A 19,531-nucleotide genomic window follows, 5' to 3' on the forward strand; every position below is an offset into this window, starting at 1 on the left:
ACGTATAACTACTGCGAAGTATTGAACCCAACTAACTGTACAGGAACGCGCACTGTAGTAGTAACTGTAGGAGCCCCTGAATTAGTAGTACCTTCTAAGGTATATCCTTTAGCACCAGGAACTACTTCAACAGAAACTGTAATAGATACGGCAACTTTAGGTGGAAACCCAGTAAGTTCAACAGCTGTAACTATAGCAGTAGTAACTCCAGCAACAAGCTTAGGAGGTACACCTACACCTACTTTAAACACCACTACAGGTAAGATAACTGTACCAACAGGTACTAAGTCAGGTACTTATAATATTGTATACAGAGTGTGTGAAGTATTGAATCCTTCTAACTGTAAAACAGCAACTGCTACAGTAGTAGTAGGCGAGGTTCCAGTAATCACACCAGATAATTTACCAATAGTACCATCAACACCTACAAGTACAACAACCCGTACAATAGGTAACATATTGACAAACGATACAGTAGGTACTCAGTCAGCAACGGCAGGTACTGGTGGAAATGTAACCATTACTATAACAAGTCCTATCACACCTAATACGCCAGTGATAGATCCAACTACAGGTAATGTACAAATACCACCTACCACACCTCCAGGTGTATATACTATCACTTATGATGTATGTACAACAGCTACACCTGTAGCTTGTACAAGTGGTACCCTTACAGTTACTGTAAGTCAGCCATCACCTATTATCCGTCCTGAAAACCTTACAGTAACGCAAACAGGTACTAGTACAACACCAAGTATCTTGAACAATGATGATATAGTGAAACCAGACGGTACCACTGCTTCTGCAACAGGAAGTAATGTAACTATTACCAATGTAGTAGTAACACCAGGTGCAGCACCTGGAGCTCCTACTCCAACCTTGAATCCTGATGGTACTATTACAGTCCCAGGCACATTGCCTCCAGGAGTCTACACAATTACTTACGATGTTTGTACAACAGCAACACCAAGTACTTGTGTAAGTGGTACAACAGTACTCACTGTATCACCTACAGCAACAGCTACACCTACAGCAGGTCATAATACTTACGATGTGCCAACGAGTGGTACAGCAACAGTAGTAGGAACTATATTGAGTAATGATACTGTCGATGGAGTTGCATCAGCAACAGCTACTAATGTAACAGTAAGTGTAACTACTGCGCCAACAGGTACAGGAGTACCTACAATAGGAAGCAACGGTTCGGTAACGGTACCAGCTAATGCAATCCCAGGAGTTTACACATATACATATCATATCTGTTCAGTAGCAACACCTACAGCTTGCAGTACAGAAGCAACAGTGACAGTAACGGTGAGACAACCAGTACCAGTATTGCCAAACAACAATATGGTATACACCGATACAACCACAACTACAGCTGGAAATATCACCACAGGAGGAACTGTAGGAACTCAATCAGTTACTACAGGCCCAACAGGTAACGTTACTATCACCGTAGTAACTCCAGCAACGCCACAAGTACCAGGAGGAACCGTTCCAACCTTGAATCCTGATGGAACAGTAACCGTTCCAACCGGCACAGCAAGCGGTACATACACTATTACTTATCAAGTATGTACAACGGCAACCCCTACAAGTTGTGTAACAGGTGTAGTAACAATCACTGTATCACCTACAACAGTAACTCCTACAGTATTGCCAGTAGCGGTCGATGATAGAGCATCTACAGCAGTGAATACACCTGTAAATATTGCAGTATTGCCAAACGATACCCTCAACGGAGCAACTACCCCTAATGTAGTAACCTCTCCAGCAAATGGTACAGTGATGGTAAATAGCGATAACACAATAGAGTACCGTCCTCACACAGGATTTACAGGAACCGATACCTTTGTGTACGAAATCTGTAACTCCGCTGGATGTAGCTCTGCTACAGTAACCGTAGAAGTAGTGAATAAAATCATCCCTTACAGTGGTATGTCAGTAAATGGCGACGGTAAAAACGACCACTTCCATATTGGTGGTATAGAAAACTATCCAAACAATGTGGTACGTATTTACAACCGTTGGGGCGTGAAAGTATTCGAGGTAAACGGCTACGACAACGTAACCCGCGTGTTTAGAGGAATCTCCGACGCCCGTGCAACCGTCGAAGCTGCCGATAAACTCCCTCAAGGTACTTACTATTATGTAATCGAATACTACGATCAGAATAATAAAAAACAATCTGAAGTAGGTTGGTTATATCTCAAGAAATAATTAAATGAGTTCATAGAAAAAAGGACTGTCCAGAATCAATCTGGCAGTCCTTTTTATGATTTTGCTCAACTACAAATTGGCTAATTAAAAAATTATTGCTACCTTTGTCCCATCAAAGTGTATCAAAAATGAGAAAAATAGTATTATTAGCAGTACTTACTCTTGTACTGCTCTCTTGTAGAAAAGACGATAATAACAATGAAACTACCTATAGTAACGTTTTCCCTAAAACAATTGTAGAAGAGGTAACTACTTCCATAGGAAAAACCGTAAAAACTACAGATACTTATACTTTAACTGGAAATAAAATAACAACTTTCAGTAGAGTAAGAATAGTAGAAGATGGATCTATTACTACTGATGAAGTCTATACCATTGACTATGAAGGTGATTTGATAAAAAGAATCACCCTCAAAAGTAATTCTCAAAGCAATAGAAATTATTCTTATAATTTTAATTACAGTGAAAATCACTTACAATCTATCATTCGTAGTGATAATGTTCAAAAAATTACCTATGAATATCTTAATAACAAAGTAGCGAGTAAAACTACGGTTGATGGAACTGAAACAAAAAAATATAGTTATACTTATGAAGCTAATAAAATAAAAATGATTGCCACCGATCCTACTCCTGGTTCTAACGACCGTTTTACCTATACTCTCAATCCCGATGGCACAGTAGCTTCCTTTGAGAAAATAGTTTATATAGGCAATATACCTAGAGAAGAAACCAAAGGCTCTTGTACTTATCAATACGATAATAAACCGAATATCTATCAACGAGACCTTTTTAAATATTTAGCTGAAATAGAGTTGATAAGTAACTACAACTACTATGGCGATTATTATAGGGATCCTCTGCTAAGATCTGCCGCTCATAATGTTGTTTCTTATACAAACAATCTGTATAACAACACTCAAGCGAACTACCAAGATTTAGAGAATGCTACTCGCTCTTTCTCTTATCAATGGAACAGCAACAACAGCCCTAAATCAATGGAATACAAGAAAAATAGCAACCATAAAGCCAATTATACTTACACTTATTAGAAAAACCTAATTACTAATGTTTATAGATTATCTTCTTTCGGCAGTTCTGATGCTTATCACCTTTGCGATAGGTAGCTCCCTTCGCTTTGCCGATTTCGAGAATATATTCAAAAAATCAAAGCCCCTATACTTGGGGCTTTTCTTGCAGATGGTCTTTCTGCCTATTTGTGCATTTATCATTGCCGAATTAGTTAATCTCCCTCCAGCCGAAAAAGTCGGACTCATCATCGTCGCAATATGTCCTGGTGGAACGACCTCTAACTTTATCAGCTATCTCATCAAAGCCGATACCGCTTTAGCCGTCGCGCTTACTGCTATCAACAGTTTGCTCATTCTGCTCTCCATTCCACTGTTGTCTAATTGGGCAGTAGCAATCTTTATGGGAAGTCATACCGAAGTTTCTTTACCTATCTTCAATATGGTCTGGGAAGTAGCTAAAATTATCATCATTCCCGCCTTGTTAGGTTTGTTTTTCAACCGATTTTTCCCTAACATATCCCTTAAAATCCGTTTTCCTTTAAAGGTTATCAATACGATATTATTGGGAATTGTGTTTTTTATTAAATTCTTTGGAGATAAACAATCAGGAGGTAGTGGTATCTCGGTAGATGAGATAATTCGTCTTTTGCCTGCTACACTGCTAATGCACCTCAGTGCAATGATTCTCAGTTATTTCATTGCTTTAAAAACCTTTAAACTCTCAGGAGTACAAGCAACAACTATTAGTATAGAAGTAGGACTGCAAAACACAGCTTTAGCTATATTAGTAGCAGGAACCCTCATAGGCAATACCGATATGACCAAACCCGCCCTTGTCTATGCAATTTTTTCTTTCTTTACCACTTTTGCTTTTGCCCTTATTACTATCAGACTAAAAAGATAACAGCAACTGATAAATAAAAAAGCGCTGTCCAAAAAGTCTCAGAATCACTTTTGCATCATAAACTTTGTCAAAGTCCCAAAACTTTGACAAAGTCTATAAATCTGATAACCAATTGCTTTTAGAGTATGTTATGTACGGGCGTTTTGCAAACGCCCCCTAAAGGAAAACTTTTTTATCTCTTACCTCTTACTTGTTAGCTAATAAGTAAATTACTGCCATTCGTATGGCAACTCCGTTCTCTACTTGTTGTAAGATAATTGATTGGTCACTATCAGCTACTTCACTGGTGATTTCTACCCCTCGATTGATAGGTCCTGGGTGCATAATCACAATTTCTTTGTCTAAGCTATCCAAAATCTCTTTGGTGAGTCCGTATTGTTGTACATATTCGCGAGTAGAAGGAAAATAACTGATATCTAAGCGCTCATTTTGGATGCGCAACATATTCGCTACATCACACCAATTCAGTGCTTTGCGTAAGTCAGTTTCTACTTTCACATCCAATGCGTGTATATATTTAGGAATGAGCGTTTGAGGCCCGCATACCATCACTTCAGCACCTTGTTTGTGAAGGGCAAAAATATTAGAAAGTGCCACCCGTGAGTGCAATATGTCGCCTACAATCACTACTTTCTTACCTGCTACCTCACCCAAACGTTCTCGTATGGAGTACGAGTCCAAAAGCGCTTGTGTAGGGTGTTCGTGAGCCCCATCGCCAGCGTTTACAATCGAAGCCTTCACCTGTTGTGAGAGAAAGACTCCTGCCCCTGGATTAGGGTGGCGCATTACTACCATATCCACTTTCATCGATAAGATATTGTTTACAGTATCTACCAAAGTTTCTCCTTTAGTAACTGAAGATTGTGAAGCCGAAAAGTTAATTACATCAGCTGAAAGTCGTTTTTCTGCCAATTCAAATGATAGGCGTGTGCGTGTACTATTCTCGAAGAAAAGATTAGCAATAGTAATATCGCGCAGTGAAGGCACTTTTTTTATAGGACGGTTGATGACCTCCTTAAAATGGTCAGCAGTCTCAAAAATTAACTGTATATCCTTTTCAGTGATATACTTGATACCCAATAGGTGATTCACACTCAATGCACTCATTTTATATTCTTTTTAAGTGGTTGTGCAAAAGTAATAATAATTTCTTAATTAACAACAATTTTTTACTCCCACCGCTTCCACAGTTCCCTCCTCCCTCCAAAATAAAAAGTGCGATGTTCACAATATGAAACACCGCACTTTGTCAATTGTCAATAATCAATTGATTACACAACTTCATTTAAGTAAGCTTTAAGCATCCAAACAGTTTTCTCTTGGCCAGAGATAAAGTCGCTCATCAGTGAGTTAGTACCCTCGTCGCCTATTTCGTCAGAGAAGTTCAACAATTCTCTTTCCAAAGGCAATAATGCGCTAAGAGTATCAATGATCAAACGCACTGTTTTATCATCGTCAAAAATATTTTCACCTACAGGAACAGAAGTGTGTTTCACATAGCTTTCGAGAGTGTGGAAAGGCACACCTCCAAGGGTGAGAATGCGTTCAGCAATTTCGTCTACTTGTTCTTGAGCGGTAGTGTAAAGCTCTTCAAATTTTACGTGAAGTTCAAAAAAGCGTTTTCCTTTTACATTCCAATGTACACCGCGCAAGTTTTGGTAATACGTTTGATAGTTGGCAAGCAATACGTTTAGCAAGCCGATTTCTTTTTCTACTTTGGCTTTGTCAAGCCCTAAGGTATTTAATTTCATAATGTTGTTATTTTTTTAATTCTACGCTGCAAAGATATAATAAATTTGTTAAATACAACAATTAAATTTAATAGATTTTTCTAATAGTGCTATTGCCTCCTCCGAGACTCTCCAAGATTATCTGAGTTTTTCCCGCTGACGCAAGCTTGTAGCCCACAGCTCCCACAATTCCCACAGCTCCCATTATCCCTCCCCTGGCGCGAGCTTGTAGCCCACAACTCCCACAGCTCCCACAATTCCCACAGCTCCCATTATCCCCCACTTGTGCAAGCTTGTAGCTCGTGCTCCCCTCATTTCGCTCCCACTATACTTGAAAATCAAATATTTATAAAAATCTTATTTTTTTTAATACAAATCCCCTTGCTAATTCAAAACAAAATACTACCTTTGCCTATTATTAACGAAAGTCAAACGAAACAATTGCTATTTTATGGATAAGTATTCTTTCTTGAATGCCGCAAGTACGGCTTTTTTCGGCGATTTATACGATAAATATTTAGAAAACCCCGATGCGGTAGAACCTAGTTGGCGCGCTTTCTTTCAAGGTTTTGATTTTGCTCAAGAGCAATATGGCACTTCCGTTGAAGAAGCTATACCCGCAATGGCACAACAAGTAGTGAGTGACGAAAACCCCGCCTTGATTGATAAGGTCAAAAAAGAATTCGCCGTCCTCAACCTCATCAACGATTATCGTACTTACGGACACTTATTCGCTCAAATCAACCCGCTACGCCCTCGTGAGCCTTATACCCCTACCTTGGCTATCGAAAACTACGGACTCACATCCGCCGATTTAAACACCTCTTTCGATGCCGCTCGCGAAATAGGCTTAGCCCCCGCACCCCTCAGCACTATCGTCGAAAAACTCCAAGCTTCCTATTGTAAATCTATAGGAGTGGAGTTCCAACACATTCGCAATACCGAAGAACGCAATTGGTTTGTCAAACGATTACAGCAAAACCATAATACCCCTCAGTTTTCTAAAGAAGAAAAACTCCAAATCCTCCAAAAACTCAATGAGGCTGCTTCTTTTGAGAACTTCCTACATACAAAATATGTAGGTCAAAAACGTTTCTCATTAGAGGGTAATGATAGCCTTGTAGCGGGTCTCGACTTTATGATCGAAGCAGCTGCCGAACAAGGCGTAAAACACGTCGTACTCGGTATGGCGCACCGCGGTCGATTGAATGTATTAGCTAATATATTCCACAAAAATCCACAAGATATCTTCTCTGAGTTCGATGGTAAAGATTACGAAATGGACGATTGGTTCGATGGCGACGTGAAATACCACTTGGGTATTACCACCCAGCGCAACACCCGTACTGGCAAAACCGTCGATATGAACTTAGTGCCAAACCCCTCACACCTCGAAGCTGTAAATGCACTCGTCGGAGGGATTACTCGCGCTAAACAAGACCGCTATTGTCAAGGAAATATCCGTCAAGCCTTGCCCATACTCATTCACGGTGATGCAGCCGTTGCAGGTCAAGGTATAGTATACGAAACTGTTCAAATGTGCGGCTTGCGTGGCTTTACTAATGGAGGTACTGTGCATATCGTGGTGAACAACCAAGTTGGTTTTACTGCTAATTTCTCCGATTCGCGCTCCTCTCTCTACTGCACCGATATTGCAAAAATGAACGAATCACCTGTACTTCACGTCAATGCCGATGATGCCGAAGCCGTTGTACATACTTTCCTCTTAGCAATTGATTACCGCCAAACCTTTGGCAAAGATGTGTATATCAATCTCTTTGGCTATCGCAAATACGGTCATAATGAGGGCGACGAACCCCGATTCTCTCAACCGATAATGTATAAAACTATCGGAAAACACGATAATTCTTTCCATATATACGCACAAAAACTGATAGGGGAGGGGATTACCCAACAAGCGTATGTTACCGAAATAGAAAATGCTTACAAAGCATATCTCGATACTTGCCTCGAAGCCTCTCGAAAAGAACCGATTACAATATTAAAACCTTTTATGCAAACCGAATGGCAGGGCTTTGAAATAGCCTCTCCTCAGGAAATGCTACAAAAGGTAAATACAACTATCGCTAAAGAAAAACTTGACCAGATAGCTGCCGTACTTACCGAATTACCCGCCGATAAACCCTTTATTAATAAGGTGAAGAAAATTATCGCCGACCGTAAAGAAGCGTATGCTAATAACCATATCGATTGGGGAATGGCGGAACTCTTAGCCTATGGATCGCTCCTCACCGAAGGTTTCGATGTGCGAATCACTGGCGAGGACGTACAACGCGGTACTTTCTCACACCGCCACGCTGTGCTCAAAACTGAAGATACTGAAGAAGAAGTATGTTTCTTAAAAGACTTAAAAACTAAACAATTAGCAACAGGTAATTTCCATATCTATAACTCCTTGTTATCCGAATATGGAGTCTTAGGCTATGAGTATGGTTATGCAATGGCAAGTCCGCGCACACTCACTATATGGGAAGCACAGTTCGGCGACTTCTCCAATGGCGCTCAAATAATGATCGACCAGTATATTTCTTGTGGTGAAGGCAAATGGAAAACCCAAGACGGCTTAGTGATGTTACTCCCTCACGGTTTCGAAGGCCAGGGAGCCGAGCACTCCTCAGCGCGCATAGAACGCTATTTACAACTCTGTGCCGAAAACAATATGTATGTAACCAATTGTACCACCCCAGCCAACTTTTTCCACCTCTTACGCCGACAGATGAAAACCAACTTCCGCAAGCCCTTGATAGTGTTCACACCTAAGAGCTTGTTGCGTCACCCACAAGTGATTTCAACGGTAGACGATTTAGCTGCAGGGCATTTCCAAGAAGTGCTCGACGACCCTATCGCCAATGCTGAAAAGGTAAAACGCGTGGTTTTTTGTTCCGGCCGTTATTACTACGACCTTTATGCCGAGCGTGAAAAACTCGGTAGAGACGATGTAGCCTTGGTACGTATTGAGCAGTTGTTCCCATTGCCTGTTGAGCAGCTTAAAGCTATCATAGCCAAATACACTCACGCCACCGATTTCGTATGGGCGCAAGAAGAACCAAAAAATATGGGCGCTTATGGCTATATGCTAATGAATTTTGATTTGGTAAAATGGCGTTATGTAGGCACACCTGCTTATGCAGCCCCAGCCTCAGGCAGTCACACCCGCGACCGCAAACGTCACAGCCAAGCCATTGCCGCCGTATTTATCCCGTAGGGGCGAATGGCAATTCGCCCTAATGACAATTCGTCCTAATGGCAATTCACCCTAATGCAATTCGCCCTCACAAATAGAGCTTTTTGAACGTCAATATGAAAGCAATCATTACATTACTATTGTTGATAACCTCTTATGCGCTATCAGCGCAAAAAACAGTTACCAAAATTGTGTCACGAGAACAAAATTCGCCATTGCTCGTGGTGAATGGTGTTCTGATAGATGACGACAAGGTAGGTACTATCTTTTTAAATGCAATTGAGCCTAATGATATTGAGAATATTAATGTACTTAAAAGCATATTTAAAGATCCTTCTGCTATTGTTTTATGTAGCAGTAAAGCCGAAAAAGGAGTGGTTATCATTACTTTGAAGAAAAGCAAAGATACTTCTAAGAAAGCTAACCTATCAAGAATAGAAGTTCCTAATAAAGATTTTCCTCTGGTTGTTGTCAATGATGTAGAGTTTTCAGATCCTGAAGTAGGAAAGCTTTTTATGAACAATATCAACCCTAAAAGAGTAGAGAGTATCGTAGTGCTGAAAGACAAAAAAGCTACTGAAAAATACGGTGAGAAAGCTAAAAATGGAGTGATTTTAGTTACTCTAAAAGGAAATCCTGAAAAGTTAGATATACCACCTTATGAACCTAAGTCGTAGTACGACGAGCAATTCGTCGCAAACTTTGGCAAAGTTCAACCCCTATGGGGAACGCAGCTTTCTAACACATAACACCTAAAAAAATGAGTCGAACTTTTTACATTAAAAATACACAAGCACCTGAGGAAATGACTCCTCAGCAATTGCTCGAACTCCAGCGTGACGGATTTGTACAATACTCTATTGATAATAACAATGAGCATTACTCCCAAGTGATGAATGCACCGCTTAGGGGCTATATGCTGATGGGACAAGAAGGCATTAGCGGTCGCGGTTTTGAAGTCTCTTACGACACCGAAACCCAAGACTACGGTGTGCGCGTATTTACTCCCAGTACCGAAGCCGATTGGTTAGGAGCCATAGAGTTCATTGGCAAAGTAGCCACCGCATTGGGTAGCAAAGTAGTTGATGAAGAAGGAGAAGTTTATGAACCCAATGCCATTACGTACGATTATAGAAACGATATTAAATTTGGTGTTAAATGTTATGAAGGTGAAAAAGGAGGATCTTATCTGTTCGGTGTCTATCGTCCTATATGTTTGTCAGACGAAATGATAAAACGGTTATTAGCCGCCGAAGATAAGGTAAAAGCCTTTAGTCAGCTTATAGAAAAACAACTATATGAGCACCCTGATGCATATATCGCACGTCAGCAGTTTTTTAGAAATGATAGAGGAGAGGTGATGGGAGCTTATGCTCTTACAGAGGGCGTCCCTACTATTTTACCTTATGAATATCCGCCTTTTGTAGATTTTACCCAAGTAAACCTCAGTCAAGGCGATGTAAAGTTATGGCGCATTAGTTTGGTAGTCATCAACGGCGATGAAAACGACCCTGATGCTTATGAGGTACTCGACGGACTCGATTACAAAACCTTTTTGGAGCGTTTGCCTCAAAACAAAATCCAAAAACTCGATGGTCACTATATGCTTATAACCCTCAACCGACAAGAACTCGAAACTCTCTTGCAAAATGATAAACAAGAACGCAAAGGATTCTTAGCAAAATTGAAAAACTTTTTAACGACGAAATAACTAATACCTAACACCTAAAACTAAACGATATGTTGGAAATGAAAGTCCCCTCACCTGGGGAATCTATCACCGAAGTAGAAATAGCCCGTTGGCTTGTAAAAACTGGGGATTACGTAACTAAAGACCAAGCTGTTGCCGAAGTAGATTCCGATAAGGCAACCCTTGAACTTCCCGCTGAAGCTAGCGGAATTATTACATTGCAAGCCGAAGAAGGCGAAGCCGTAAAAGTAGGACAAGTGGTATGCTTGATTGATACAACCGCTGTTCCCACAGCTCCCACCGCCTCCACAGCTCCCACTGTTCCCACAGCCCCCACTGTTCCCACAGCTCCCACCACACCAGCTTGTCCCCCTTCGGGGGAACGGGGGCAATCAGCTTCTCCCACTTCAGGAGATCGAGGACTATCACCGGCCGCTCGTAAAATATTAGCAGAACGCGAGATTCCTGCATCAACAGTAGTAGGTACAGGCAAAGGAGGTCGTATCACCAAAAACGACGCTCTTAAAGCCTCTAAGCCATCAATGGGAACCCCCACAGGAGGTGTGCGTCGTGAAACACGTGCTAAGATGAGTATGTTGCGCCGTAAAGTAGCCGAACGTTTAGTGAGTGCTAAAAACGAAACCGCTATGCTCACTACTTTCAATGAGGTTGATATGACGGCTATCTACCAGTTGCGCGCCGAATATAAGGACGCTTTCAAAGAACGTCACAACGTGAGTCTCGGTTTTATGTCGTTCTTCACTTTGGCAGTAGTACGCGCCCTCAAACTCTTCCCCGATGTCAATTCAATGATTGACGGACAAGACAAGGTAACTTACGATTTCTGCGACATCTCTATCGCCGTATCAGGCCCCAAAGGATTGATGGTGCCCGTCATTCGCAACGCCGAGAACCTCTCCTTCCGCGGTGTTGAAGCCGAAGTAAAACGTTTAGCGACCCGTGCTCGTGACGGACAAATTACGGTCGATGAGATGACCGGAGGTACCTTTACCATTACCAATGGAGGTGTATTCGGATCAATGTTGTCTACTCCTATTATAAATCCACCGCAATCAGGCATTTTGGGTATGCACAACATCGTCGATCGCCCTATAGTGCGCAATGGTCAAATAGTAATTGCCCCCGTGATGTATGTCGCCCTTTCTTACGACCACCGTATCATCGACGGACGTGAATCAGTAGGATTTTTAGTAGCAGTAAAAGAAGCTCTTGAAAATCCCATCGAGCTCCTAATGAACGGCAACCCAAAACAAGCCCTTGAACTCTAAGAGGTAAAAGGTAAGAGCTAAGAGGTAAGAGTTTCCCCAAACTTTTACCTCACAGCTCCCATAACTCTCACAGTTCCCACCGCTCCCACCGCTCCATTATCGCCCGTGCGGCTCGCACCTTCCACCATTCTCACCACCTCCCACCACCTTTTTCCGGCTTGTCCCCCTTCGGGGTTGTCGGCAATTGCCGAGTAAGTGAGTCGGGGGCATCCCAAAAGCGTTAATTTTCTGTTAAATTTCTTACTACCTATTTCTGTGTAAAAATAATATTGTATTTTTGCACTTTAAAGGATAAGTGTGTCTAATAATACACACATTTTTTCTAGTAATTAGCATTTTTAAGAAATACATTCATTCACATTATGAAAAAGTTTATACTATTACAATGTTTCTTTTTAGTCGCTATAGGTAGCACTACAGCACAGCAATTCAAAATACGTTATAAAAACACTGTCAAAGGAGATATGATAGTGGTAGGTAATACTGTATTAGGTACCACTAAAACAGGTAACTTTGATGATTTAACCAAAGTGAATGGATCGGTAGACCAAGTTTTTGTCGATATTGATAACGACCTTAATACTTTCAATTCTAGCTCCGCAAATGTCAAAGACCCTAACCCAGGAAGTACCTGCGAACGCAAGGTAAAAAAAGCTTTCCTCTATTGGGCAGCAAGTAGTTGGGGATGGTATGGAGGTAAAAATAAAGTCGATAGAAATAAGTTCAACCAAGTAAAATTTAAGATAGGTTCAGCTAATTACCAAGACATCATAGGAACAAAAATCTTAGATTCTAATGATGCCTATATATATGTAGCCGATGTTACCGATAAACTCATTGGTGTAGCAGGTACTTACACCGTCGCTAATATACAAGCCGTTACGGGTAGAAGCACAGGCTATGCCGGCGGTTGGACACTCTTTATAGTTTATGAAGATCTATCTAAACCAGCGCGTAACATCACCTTGTTCGATGGTTGGGAAGAAATATCTAACACCACTAAAGAAATAAAAATTGATGGCTTTACAACTGTCCCTACAGGTCCCGTAAAAGCCAAAATCGCCTTTGCTGCTTTAGAGGGCGATGTTGCTTATTATGGCGATGGACTCCGAATAAAAACTAATAAAACATCTCATTTAGGTGTATACCTTCACCCCCCAGGACGTGAATATGCATCAGGAAGAGGTGAAAACTTCTTCAAAAGTTTTATCACCGATGAAAACGGTGAAAATTTTGACCGTAACCCTAAATCCAGAAACCTACTGGGTATCGATGTAGGTATTTTTGATCTCCCCAATGCAGGAAATAATATCTTAGGAAATAATACCTCTTCAGCAAGCCTCTTCGCTAGTACAAATGGTGACGTCTACTATCCTTTTATGTTCGCCTTCAGCGTAGAGGTAATACAACCTCACATCGCTCTCGAAAAACGCGTGTACGATGCAGCTAATAATGATGTTACCAATGCTACCAATATAGCCTTTGGCGCTTCTCTCCGTTATAAAATACGCTTCAGAAATACCGGGAATGATGATGCTAAAGATTTGGTAATCACCGATATACTCCCTAAAAGTTTACAAAATAATGTAAGCGGTATTAGTGTACCTTCAGGCGTGTCTCCTTCAACTTACAACCCCAATACCCGTGAAATAAAATTTACGGTAGATAAAAGTTTAGTGAAAAGAGGTAGTGCTTGGCAAGAAATATCTTTCGGCGTACAAGTTGCTAATAATTGTAACGATTGGCGTGACCCTTGTGCTAATGAGGTGGAAAACAGCGCTTTCGCTACCTATAACGGCGTCGAAAACCCTGTTAATGGTGGTATTAAAACCTACAGTTTCCCTCTAGCAGGCTCTTGTGGTGCTGCTTCTGAAGCCCCTACAATTTTTACCGTTGCAACTGATTTTAGTAAATGTGCCTATAAAGAAACCATTACCCTTTGTCAAGCCAATGCTGTACTTACAGCTGCCGATGGCTTTGATAACTATAAATGGGAAAAAACCGAAGGAGCAAACAAAGGACAAAAAGGAACCGATCGTTCTCTTACCGTTTCAGAAGCTGGTACTTATAAAGTGACCAAAACCAAAGCTGGTTGTGCTACTATGTACGAAATCTACGAGGTAAAACCTAATACTGCCGAAGCTGATCACCCCATTCATAAGATGATTGAAAATAAACAGATCAATGGGGAATTATATATTTGTCCAGATACAGGTCAGTATTATCCTCAAGTGTATTTGTGTGGTGCTAATGCTTCTGTGAATTTAAAAGTAAATGTTTCTAATGCTACAAACTTTGTATGGCAGAAAAAAGGCAACTGTAATGCTAAAGAAGCGCAGCGCTTTAAAGAATGCCCTCCAAGCCTTGAATCCTATAATTGTACTTGGGCAAATGTGCATACTAACAACGGCACTACCACCCAATATACATTTAATCAAGAAGGTGACTATCGTTTAGTAGTAACTTATAGCAATGGAGGTGGTAATTGTGTAGTGTACTATTATTTCAAAATTACTAAAAATAACTTAGCTCCTAAAGCTGAGGTAAAGGATGTTATTTGTACTACTAAAGGACTTATCACTATCAAAGATGTACCAGCTACGGGCTATCAATATGCTTTACTACAAGGTACAAGTACCATTACAAATTATCAAAACTCCCCTAATTTTCCAATTAATAATCAGGGTACCTATAGAGTACTTATCAAACAAACAGTTACTAAAACTACTACAGTACCTTGTGTGTTCGAAATCGATAATATCTTTGTAAAAAAACGCGAACCCAAACTCAAAGTAACAGTAACTCCTATGGCGTGTGCCAATAGCAGAGGAGGTATGCGCATAGAACTTACCGATGCTCCCTATCCACCTTATGATATAGTAGTGAGTAACAACGGAAGTACAGTAACCAAAGTAACAGCTACCACAGCTAATCCTGTGAATGTAGTAGACTTCCAAAACTATTTCAATGATGGTAGATATCAGGTGAGTTTAGAGAATACTTATGGTTGTACAGTTACCCAAACAGTAGAAATTAAAAAAATACCTGAACTCAAAGCTACTGCTACGGTATTATCACCTATAATGTGTGGAACCGGAGTAATACGTGTATCTGCTACCGGAGGTACAGTGAGCTCTACACAGCCTTATGGATTTAGTAATGATAATGGCGCTACTTATCTCCATAACGCTACTCATAATTATTACGACTTTACGGTTACCTCTCCAGGAACTTATAGCTTTAAAGTTATAGATTACAATGGCTGTACCGATCAGGCTACCGTTACAGTGCAAACCTTACCTGCACCTACTGTTAGTGCCTCAGGTAAACTTATCAACTGTGGTGCTAATGGGCAGATCACCTTTACAGAACCCCAAAGTACAGTAAGCTATACCTATGAGTATAGCGCCGATGGGGTAACTTTCCAATCAGGACGCATACTTACAGTAGCTCCTGGTAAAACCTATACAGCTACTTTGCGCTACAAATATGGTAGCACTGCTTCTTGTACCATAGTAGCACAGATGATAACCATTGGAACCGCTAATAATGAACTCATCGCTTCAGCAGGAGTTGCCAAATTAGTAGGTTGTGGTACTGGTGCTAATGCCAATAAAGCTTTGGTACACTTCACCAATGTACAAGGAGGTGCTCTACCTTATGAATACAACTTCGGTGATGGCGTTTGGACTACCACCCGCGAACTATGGATGGCTCCTGGTAGTTACACACTCGCTGTGCGTGATGCTATCGGTTGTACACGTAGCAACTTGAAAGTAGAAGTTAAAGATAAACCAGCTACACCTTCTTTCCCTAACCCTACCGTTACTTATGATTGCCAAGGTCGCGGTACTATAGTAATTACTAATAACAAACCTAATTACACCTATAAATATAGTATAGATGGTGGTACTGAAACCACTACTAACCGTTTCACCAACTTAGCTCCAGGCGTACATACCGTTACCATCCGTTATGACGACCCTTCAGCTACCCGTCCAGGTCTCTTGCTTAAAGAAGATTTCGGTAAAGGTACTCCTTATACCACACCTCCTCCAGGAATGACCCCTGCTTACCAATTAGTAGATCCTCGCTATCAACGATTGGACTGGAATAAGTATTTTGTAGCAGGAAAACGTGACATCTATTCACACATCCAAACAGGCTGGTGGCAAAATGATGCTATTTTCCCTAACGACCATACTAATCGCCTTGATAATACTTCCCGCTATTTAGCAGTCGACTTTGGTCAGCTCATTGCTAATGGAGCGATCTTCTATGAAAAAGATGTAATGGATGTAATGCCAAACTTACCTATTGAGTTCGAAATGTTCGGCTTCAACTTAGTGCGTTCTTCCAATTGTACAAACCCAGTGATGATTATGGAAATCGTCGCTTTGGACGATGCTGGTAATGTAGTAAAAGTAGGCGGTCAAGACAAAGTATTAGGTCGTATCGAATCACAACAAATACCTACCAATAAAAATAATGCCGATGCTTGGTTCCGCTTCGCTTCCGATGGTACAGGCGTAAATACAGGAGTTACTCCAGCAGCACGTGTAAATCCAGGTACTTATAAACGTTTGAAAATACGTATTCGTACTAAGTGGAACACTTCATCTTGTAACGACTTCGCTTTTGATGATCTTACTGTATACCAAAACCCCGAATCTTGTGGCTTTACCCATACCCTTACAGTAAATGTAGATAATGATAAAGCCTTTGGAGTAGATCCAACAACAGAAAAAGTTATACAACCTAAGTGTAATAATCAAAAAGGAGAATACCAGATAACACTTAAAAATGCCCCATCTACTTATTATGTAAGCAAAGACGGTGCAGCATTCCAAGCCTACACAGCAGGGTCTATTTTCAAATGGACAAATATTGATGCAGGTAATCATACTATAAAATTCCGTGCAGAGCTCAATAATACTAATTGTGAGGCTTCTAGAACATTTTCTATTACAGTTCCACCTAATTTGGTTACAATACTTCCTGACGATATAATTTTAGGATGTAATGGAGTAACCGAAGCAGTAGTTTCGTCAACAGGGGGTACAGGTACTTTGCAATATAAGTTGCAAGACTCTACCTCTCAAGTGTTGTACGACTACCAAACTTCACCTAAGTTTACGATTACCCAAACAGGAATATATATAGTATCAGTTCGTGATGCTAATGGTTGTCAAAACGGAGGTACTATCAACGTGATAAATGCCCCAACACTCACCTTGACTGCTACGACCAATACGGCGAACAACAACTATTGTTTGCAAGGCGGAGTTAAGGGCAAGGTAGAGGTACAGGTACGCACATCCAACAACACAAACACAGCGCCTTATGTATTCCAGCACAATGGAACAACGGTAGCTACTCAAAATGCGACTACCTATATATATAATAATTTAGATCCCGGCACACACACCTTTACGGTAATAGATAAACACAGTTGTAAAGCCACTTACACTGTTGAAATCAAGAAACCGCTTTCTATCGATGGAGGTACAGGAGCGACAGTATCGAAGGACATCTCTTGTAACGTATTTCCGGGCAATAAAGGGAAGATAGAACTCAAGGTAAAAGATGGAAATCCACCTTACCGTTATGTAGTGAAACAAGGCGGAGCTTTAGTACAAAGTCTTCAAAATGTAGTAGGCAATACGGCCACTTATGAAACAGCAACAGCAGGAGCATATACAATCGAAGTTACCGATAGCAAAGGTTGTATCATCACAGGAACAGCTACATTAGTAGCTGCTGTAGCGCCTACAGTAACGGTAACCACAGTAGGAGCAGGCTGTTATGGAGCCACCAATGGAACCATATCAGTAACCATTTCAGGAGGCAAAGCTCCTTATAAAGTATTCTTAGATGGGGTAGATAAGGGCAGTCAGTTAGTATTTACAAATTTAGCAGCTAAGAGCTATATTGTAAAAGTAGTCGATGCCAACAATTGCGAAACCATTAAAAATGCTGCAATAACCCAACCTGCGAACCCATTACAAGGTTTTGCAGGAGTATCACAACTCATAGGTTGTGGCACGGGAGCCAATAAAGATAAGGCAGAGGTACGCATTACCAACCCAAGTGGAGGCACTCCACCATATCAATATAAGTTCGATGGCAACTATGGCAACAGTAAATCAGCTTGGTTACCAGCAGGCACCCATACAGTGTATATAAAAGATGCCAAAGGATGTGAATTAGGACTTACAGTAACAGTAACAGCAAGAATTCCAGAACCTACAGGCACGACATACACCATTACAAGTTATGATTGTAACGGTAAGGCTACGGTACGCTTTACAGGTACCCCAACCTCTTACGATTATACTTATGAAATAGATGGCAAAACCGCTACAGGTACAACCGCTACCATTACAGGTTTAGCACCAGGCAGTTATACAGTAACGATAAAATATAAGGACACTAATCTTCCAGCCTCCAGCATATTGATAGAAGAAAGTTTTGGTTCAGGACCTACCGCTTGTTTATCTTCAATAGTACCATCAAATTGGACTTGTAAACTTACAGGCTGTTTAGAGGAAGGGACTTATGCAATTACCAATCAAGCAGGAGCATCTCCTTGTCCAGGTTGGTGTTGGAGAATGCCCAAAGACCATACGAGCAATGGAACAGATGCGCAAGGAAGATTCTTTGTAATGAATAATGGAGTAGTAGCTCCAGGCGGTACGCGTTTCTATTATAAAGAGGTACAAGATGTAGTGCCTAATCAGCTAGTTAAATTTAAAGTATATTTGTATAGTTTAGAGAAAGAAGAATGCCACAGTCCTATCATACGACCTAATATACAAGTGAGTTTGGTAGATGCCAGCAATAATATATTAGCAAGCACAACTTCAGGAATTCTTCGAGATAACCGACACGATTTAGATTGGCAAGAGTTTTCAGGAGAGTTGAATCCAGGGGTAGCGACTTCTTTCCGTATAGAATTTAGAAATTTAACAGTAGGAAGCGGAGGTAATGACTTTGCTATCGATGATATTATTGTTTACCAAGAAGCAAAATCTTGCGAACAAGAAATCACCAAGCAAGTAGTAGTTCCCTCAGGTAAAGAGTTTAAGGCGAGTGTAGTAAGTCAAACCGGTGTAACTTGTAAAGGTTTGAGTACCGGTAAGGTAACCTTCAAGATGGAGAACCTACACGGAGGTAGCTACCGAGTATCAGTAGATGGAACAACTCGTTCAGGAATAGGTTATGCAACCCCTACAACAGCAGCAACCTTTGAGGTAGACGGGCTCAATGCAGGAGTTCATACCATTACCTTTAGTCATAACGGTAACTGTTTGCTTACCCGTACAGTAACCATCACCGAGCCCAATGCGCTTACCCTAACGGCAACCATTAGCGAGCCAGCGATGTGTTCAAACAACAACAAAGCACGAGTAACGCTTACAGCAGGTGGCGGAACTCCACCGTATACTTATATCTA

Annotated in this window: 11 protein-coding genes; 8 read left to right on the forward strand and 3 right to left on the reverse strand. The window is 40.9% G+C overall.

The window, feature by feature from the left end; translation table 11 throughout:
- The 3 genes from JMN12_RS04445 to JMN12_RS04455 form a co-directional block, all read left to right on the forward strand.
- Window positions 1-2,226 (forward strand): gliding motility-associated C-terminal domain-containing protein (locus tag JMN12_RS04445; RefSeq protein WP_238423815.1); only part of this gene is annotated, 2,226 nt, incomplete at its 5' end.
- A gap of 128 nt (window positions 2,227-2,354) precedes the next feature.
- Window positions 2,355-3,278, forward strand: coding sequence for a hypothetical protein (locus tag JMN12_RS04450; protein WP_203137469.1), 924 nt, complete (start codon window positions 2,355-2,357; stop codon window positions 3,276-3,278).
- A 16-nt stretch (window positions 3,279-3,294) separates the two neighbouring features.
- Window positions 3,295-4,161: a bile acid:sodium symporter family protein gene (locus JMN12_RS04455; protein WP_198474260.1), complete on the forward strand. Its 867-nt coding sequence runs from the start codon at window positions 3,295-3,297 to the stop codon at window positions 4,159-4,161.
- A gap of 186 nt (window positions 4,162-4,347) precedes the next feature.
- Here JMN12_RS04455 and JMN12_RS04460 read toward each other — a convergent pair whose 3' ends face one another.
- Window positions 4,348-5,268: an aspartate carbamoyltransferase catalytic subunit gene (locus JMN12_RS04460; protein ID WP_088593848.1), complete on the reverse strand. Its 921-nt coding sequence runs from the start codon at window positions 5,266-5,268 to the stop codon at window positions 4,348-4,350.
- A 164-nt stretch (window positions 5,269-5,432) separates the two neighbouring features.
- Window positions 5,433-5,912 (reverse strand): Dps family protein, encoded by a 480-nt coding sequence (locus JMN12_RS04465; protein WP_009414368.1) that lies wholly within the window; start codon window positions 5,910-5,912, stop codon window positions 5,433-5,435.
- Between the two features lie 430 nt (window positions 5,913-6,342).
- Here JMN12_RS04465 and JMN12_RS04470 point away from each other — a divergent pair, with 430 nt between their 5' ends.
- The 4 genes from JMN12_RS04470 (at window position 6,343) to odhB (ending at window position 12,075) form a co-directional block, all read left to right on the forward strand.
- Window positions 6,343-9,117, forward strand: coding sequence for a 2-oxoglutarate dehydrogenase E1 component (locus tag JMN12_RS04470; protein WP_203137471.1), 2,775 nt, complete (start codon window positions 6,343-6,345; stop codon window positions 9,115-9,117).
- A 95-nt stretch (window positions 9,118-9,212) separates the two neighbouring features.
- Window positions 9,213-9,773, forward strand: coding sequence for a TonB-dependent receptor plug domain-containing protein (locus JMN12_RS04475; RefSeq protein ID WP_203137472.1), 561 nt, complete (start codon window positions 9,213-9,215; stop codon window positions 9,771-9,773).
- Between the two features lie 83 nt (window positions 9,774-9,856).
- Complete coding sequence (locus tag JMN12_RS04480; RefSeq protein ID WP_203137473.1) at window positions 9,857-10,807, forward strand: DUF4299 domain-containing protein; 951 nt, start codon at window positions 9,857-9,859, stop codon at window positions 10,805-10,807.
- A gap of 29 nt (window positions 10,808-10,836) precedes the next feature.
- A complete protein-coding gene (gene odhB / locus JMN12_RS04485) occupies window positions 10,837-12,075 on the forward strand; it encodes a 2-oxoglutarate dehydrogenase complex dihydrolipoyllysine-residue succinyltransferase (RefSeq protein WP_203137475.1) in 1,239 nt (412 codons plus the stop codon).
- 44 nt (window positions 12,076-12,119) lie between these two features.
- Here the strand turns inward: odhB and JMN12_RS04490 are convergent, their stop codons facing one another.
- Window positions 12,120-12,290 carry a hypothetical protein gene (locus JMN12_RS04490; RefSeq protein ID WP_157668370.1) on the reverse strand — a complete coding sequence of 57 codons (171 nt, stop codon included), beginning with the start codon at window positions 12,288-12,290 and terminating at the stop codon, window positions 12,120-12,122.
- A 147-nt stretch (window positions 12,291-12,437) separates the two neighbouring features.
- On the opposite strand from JMN12_RS04490, the gene JMN12_RS04495 reads away from it, so the two are divergent.
- Window positions 12,438-19,531 (forward strand): SprB repeat-containing protein (locus tag JMN12_RS04495; RefSeq protein WP_203137477.1); only part of this gene is annotated, 7,094 nt, incomplete at its 3' end.

Origin of the sequence: Capnocytophaga genosp. AHN8471 (assembly GCF_016806945.1) — a bacterium.
Lineage (GTDB): Bacteria > Bacteroidota > Bacteroidia > Flavobacteriales > Flavobacteriaceae > Capnocytophaga > Capnocytophaga periodontitidis.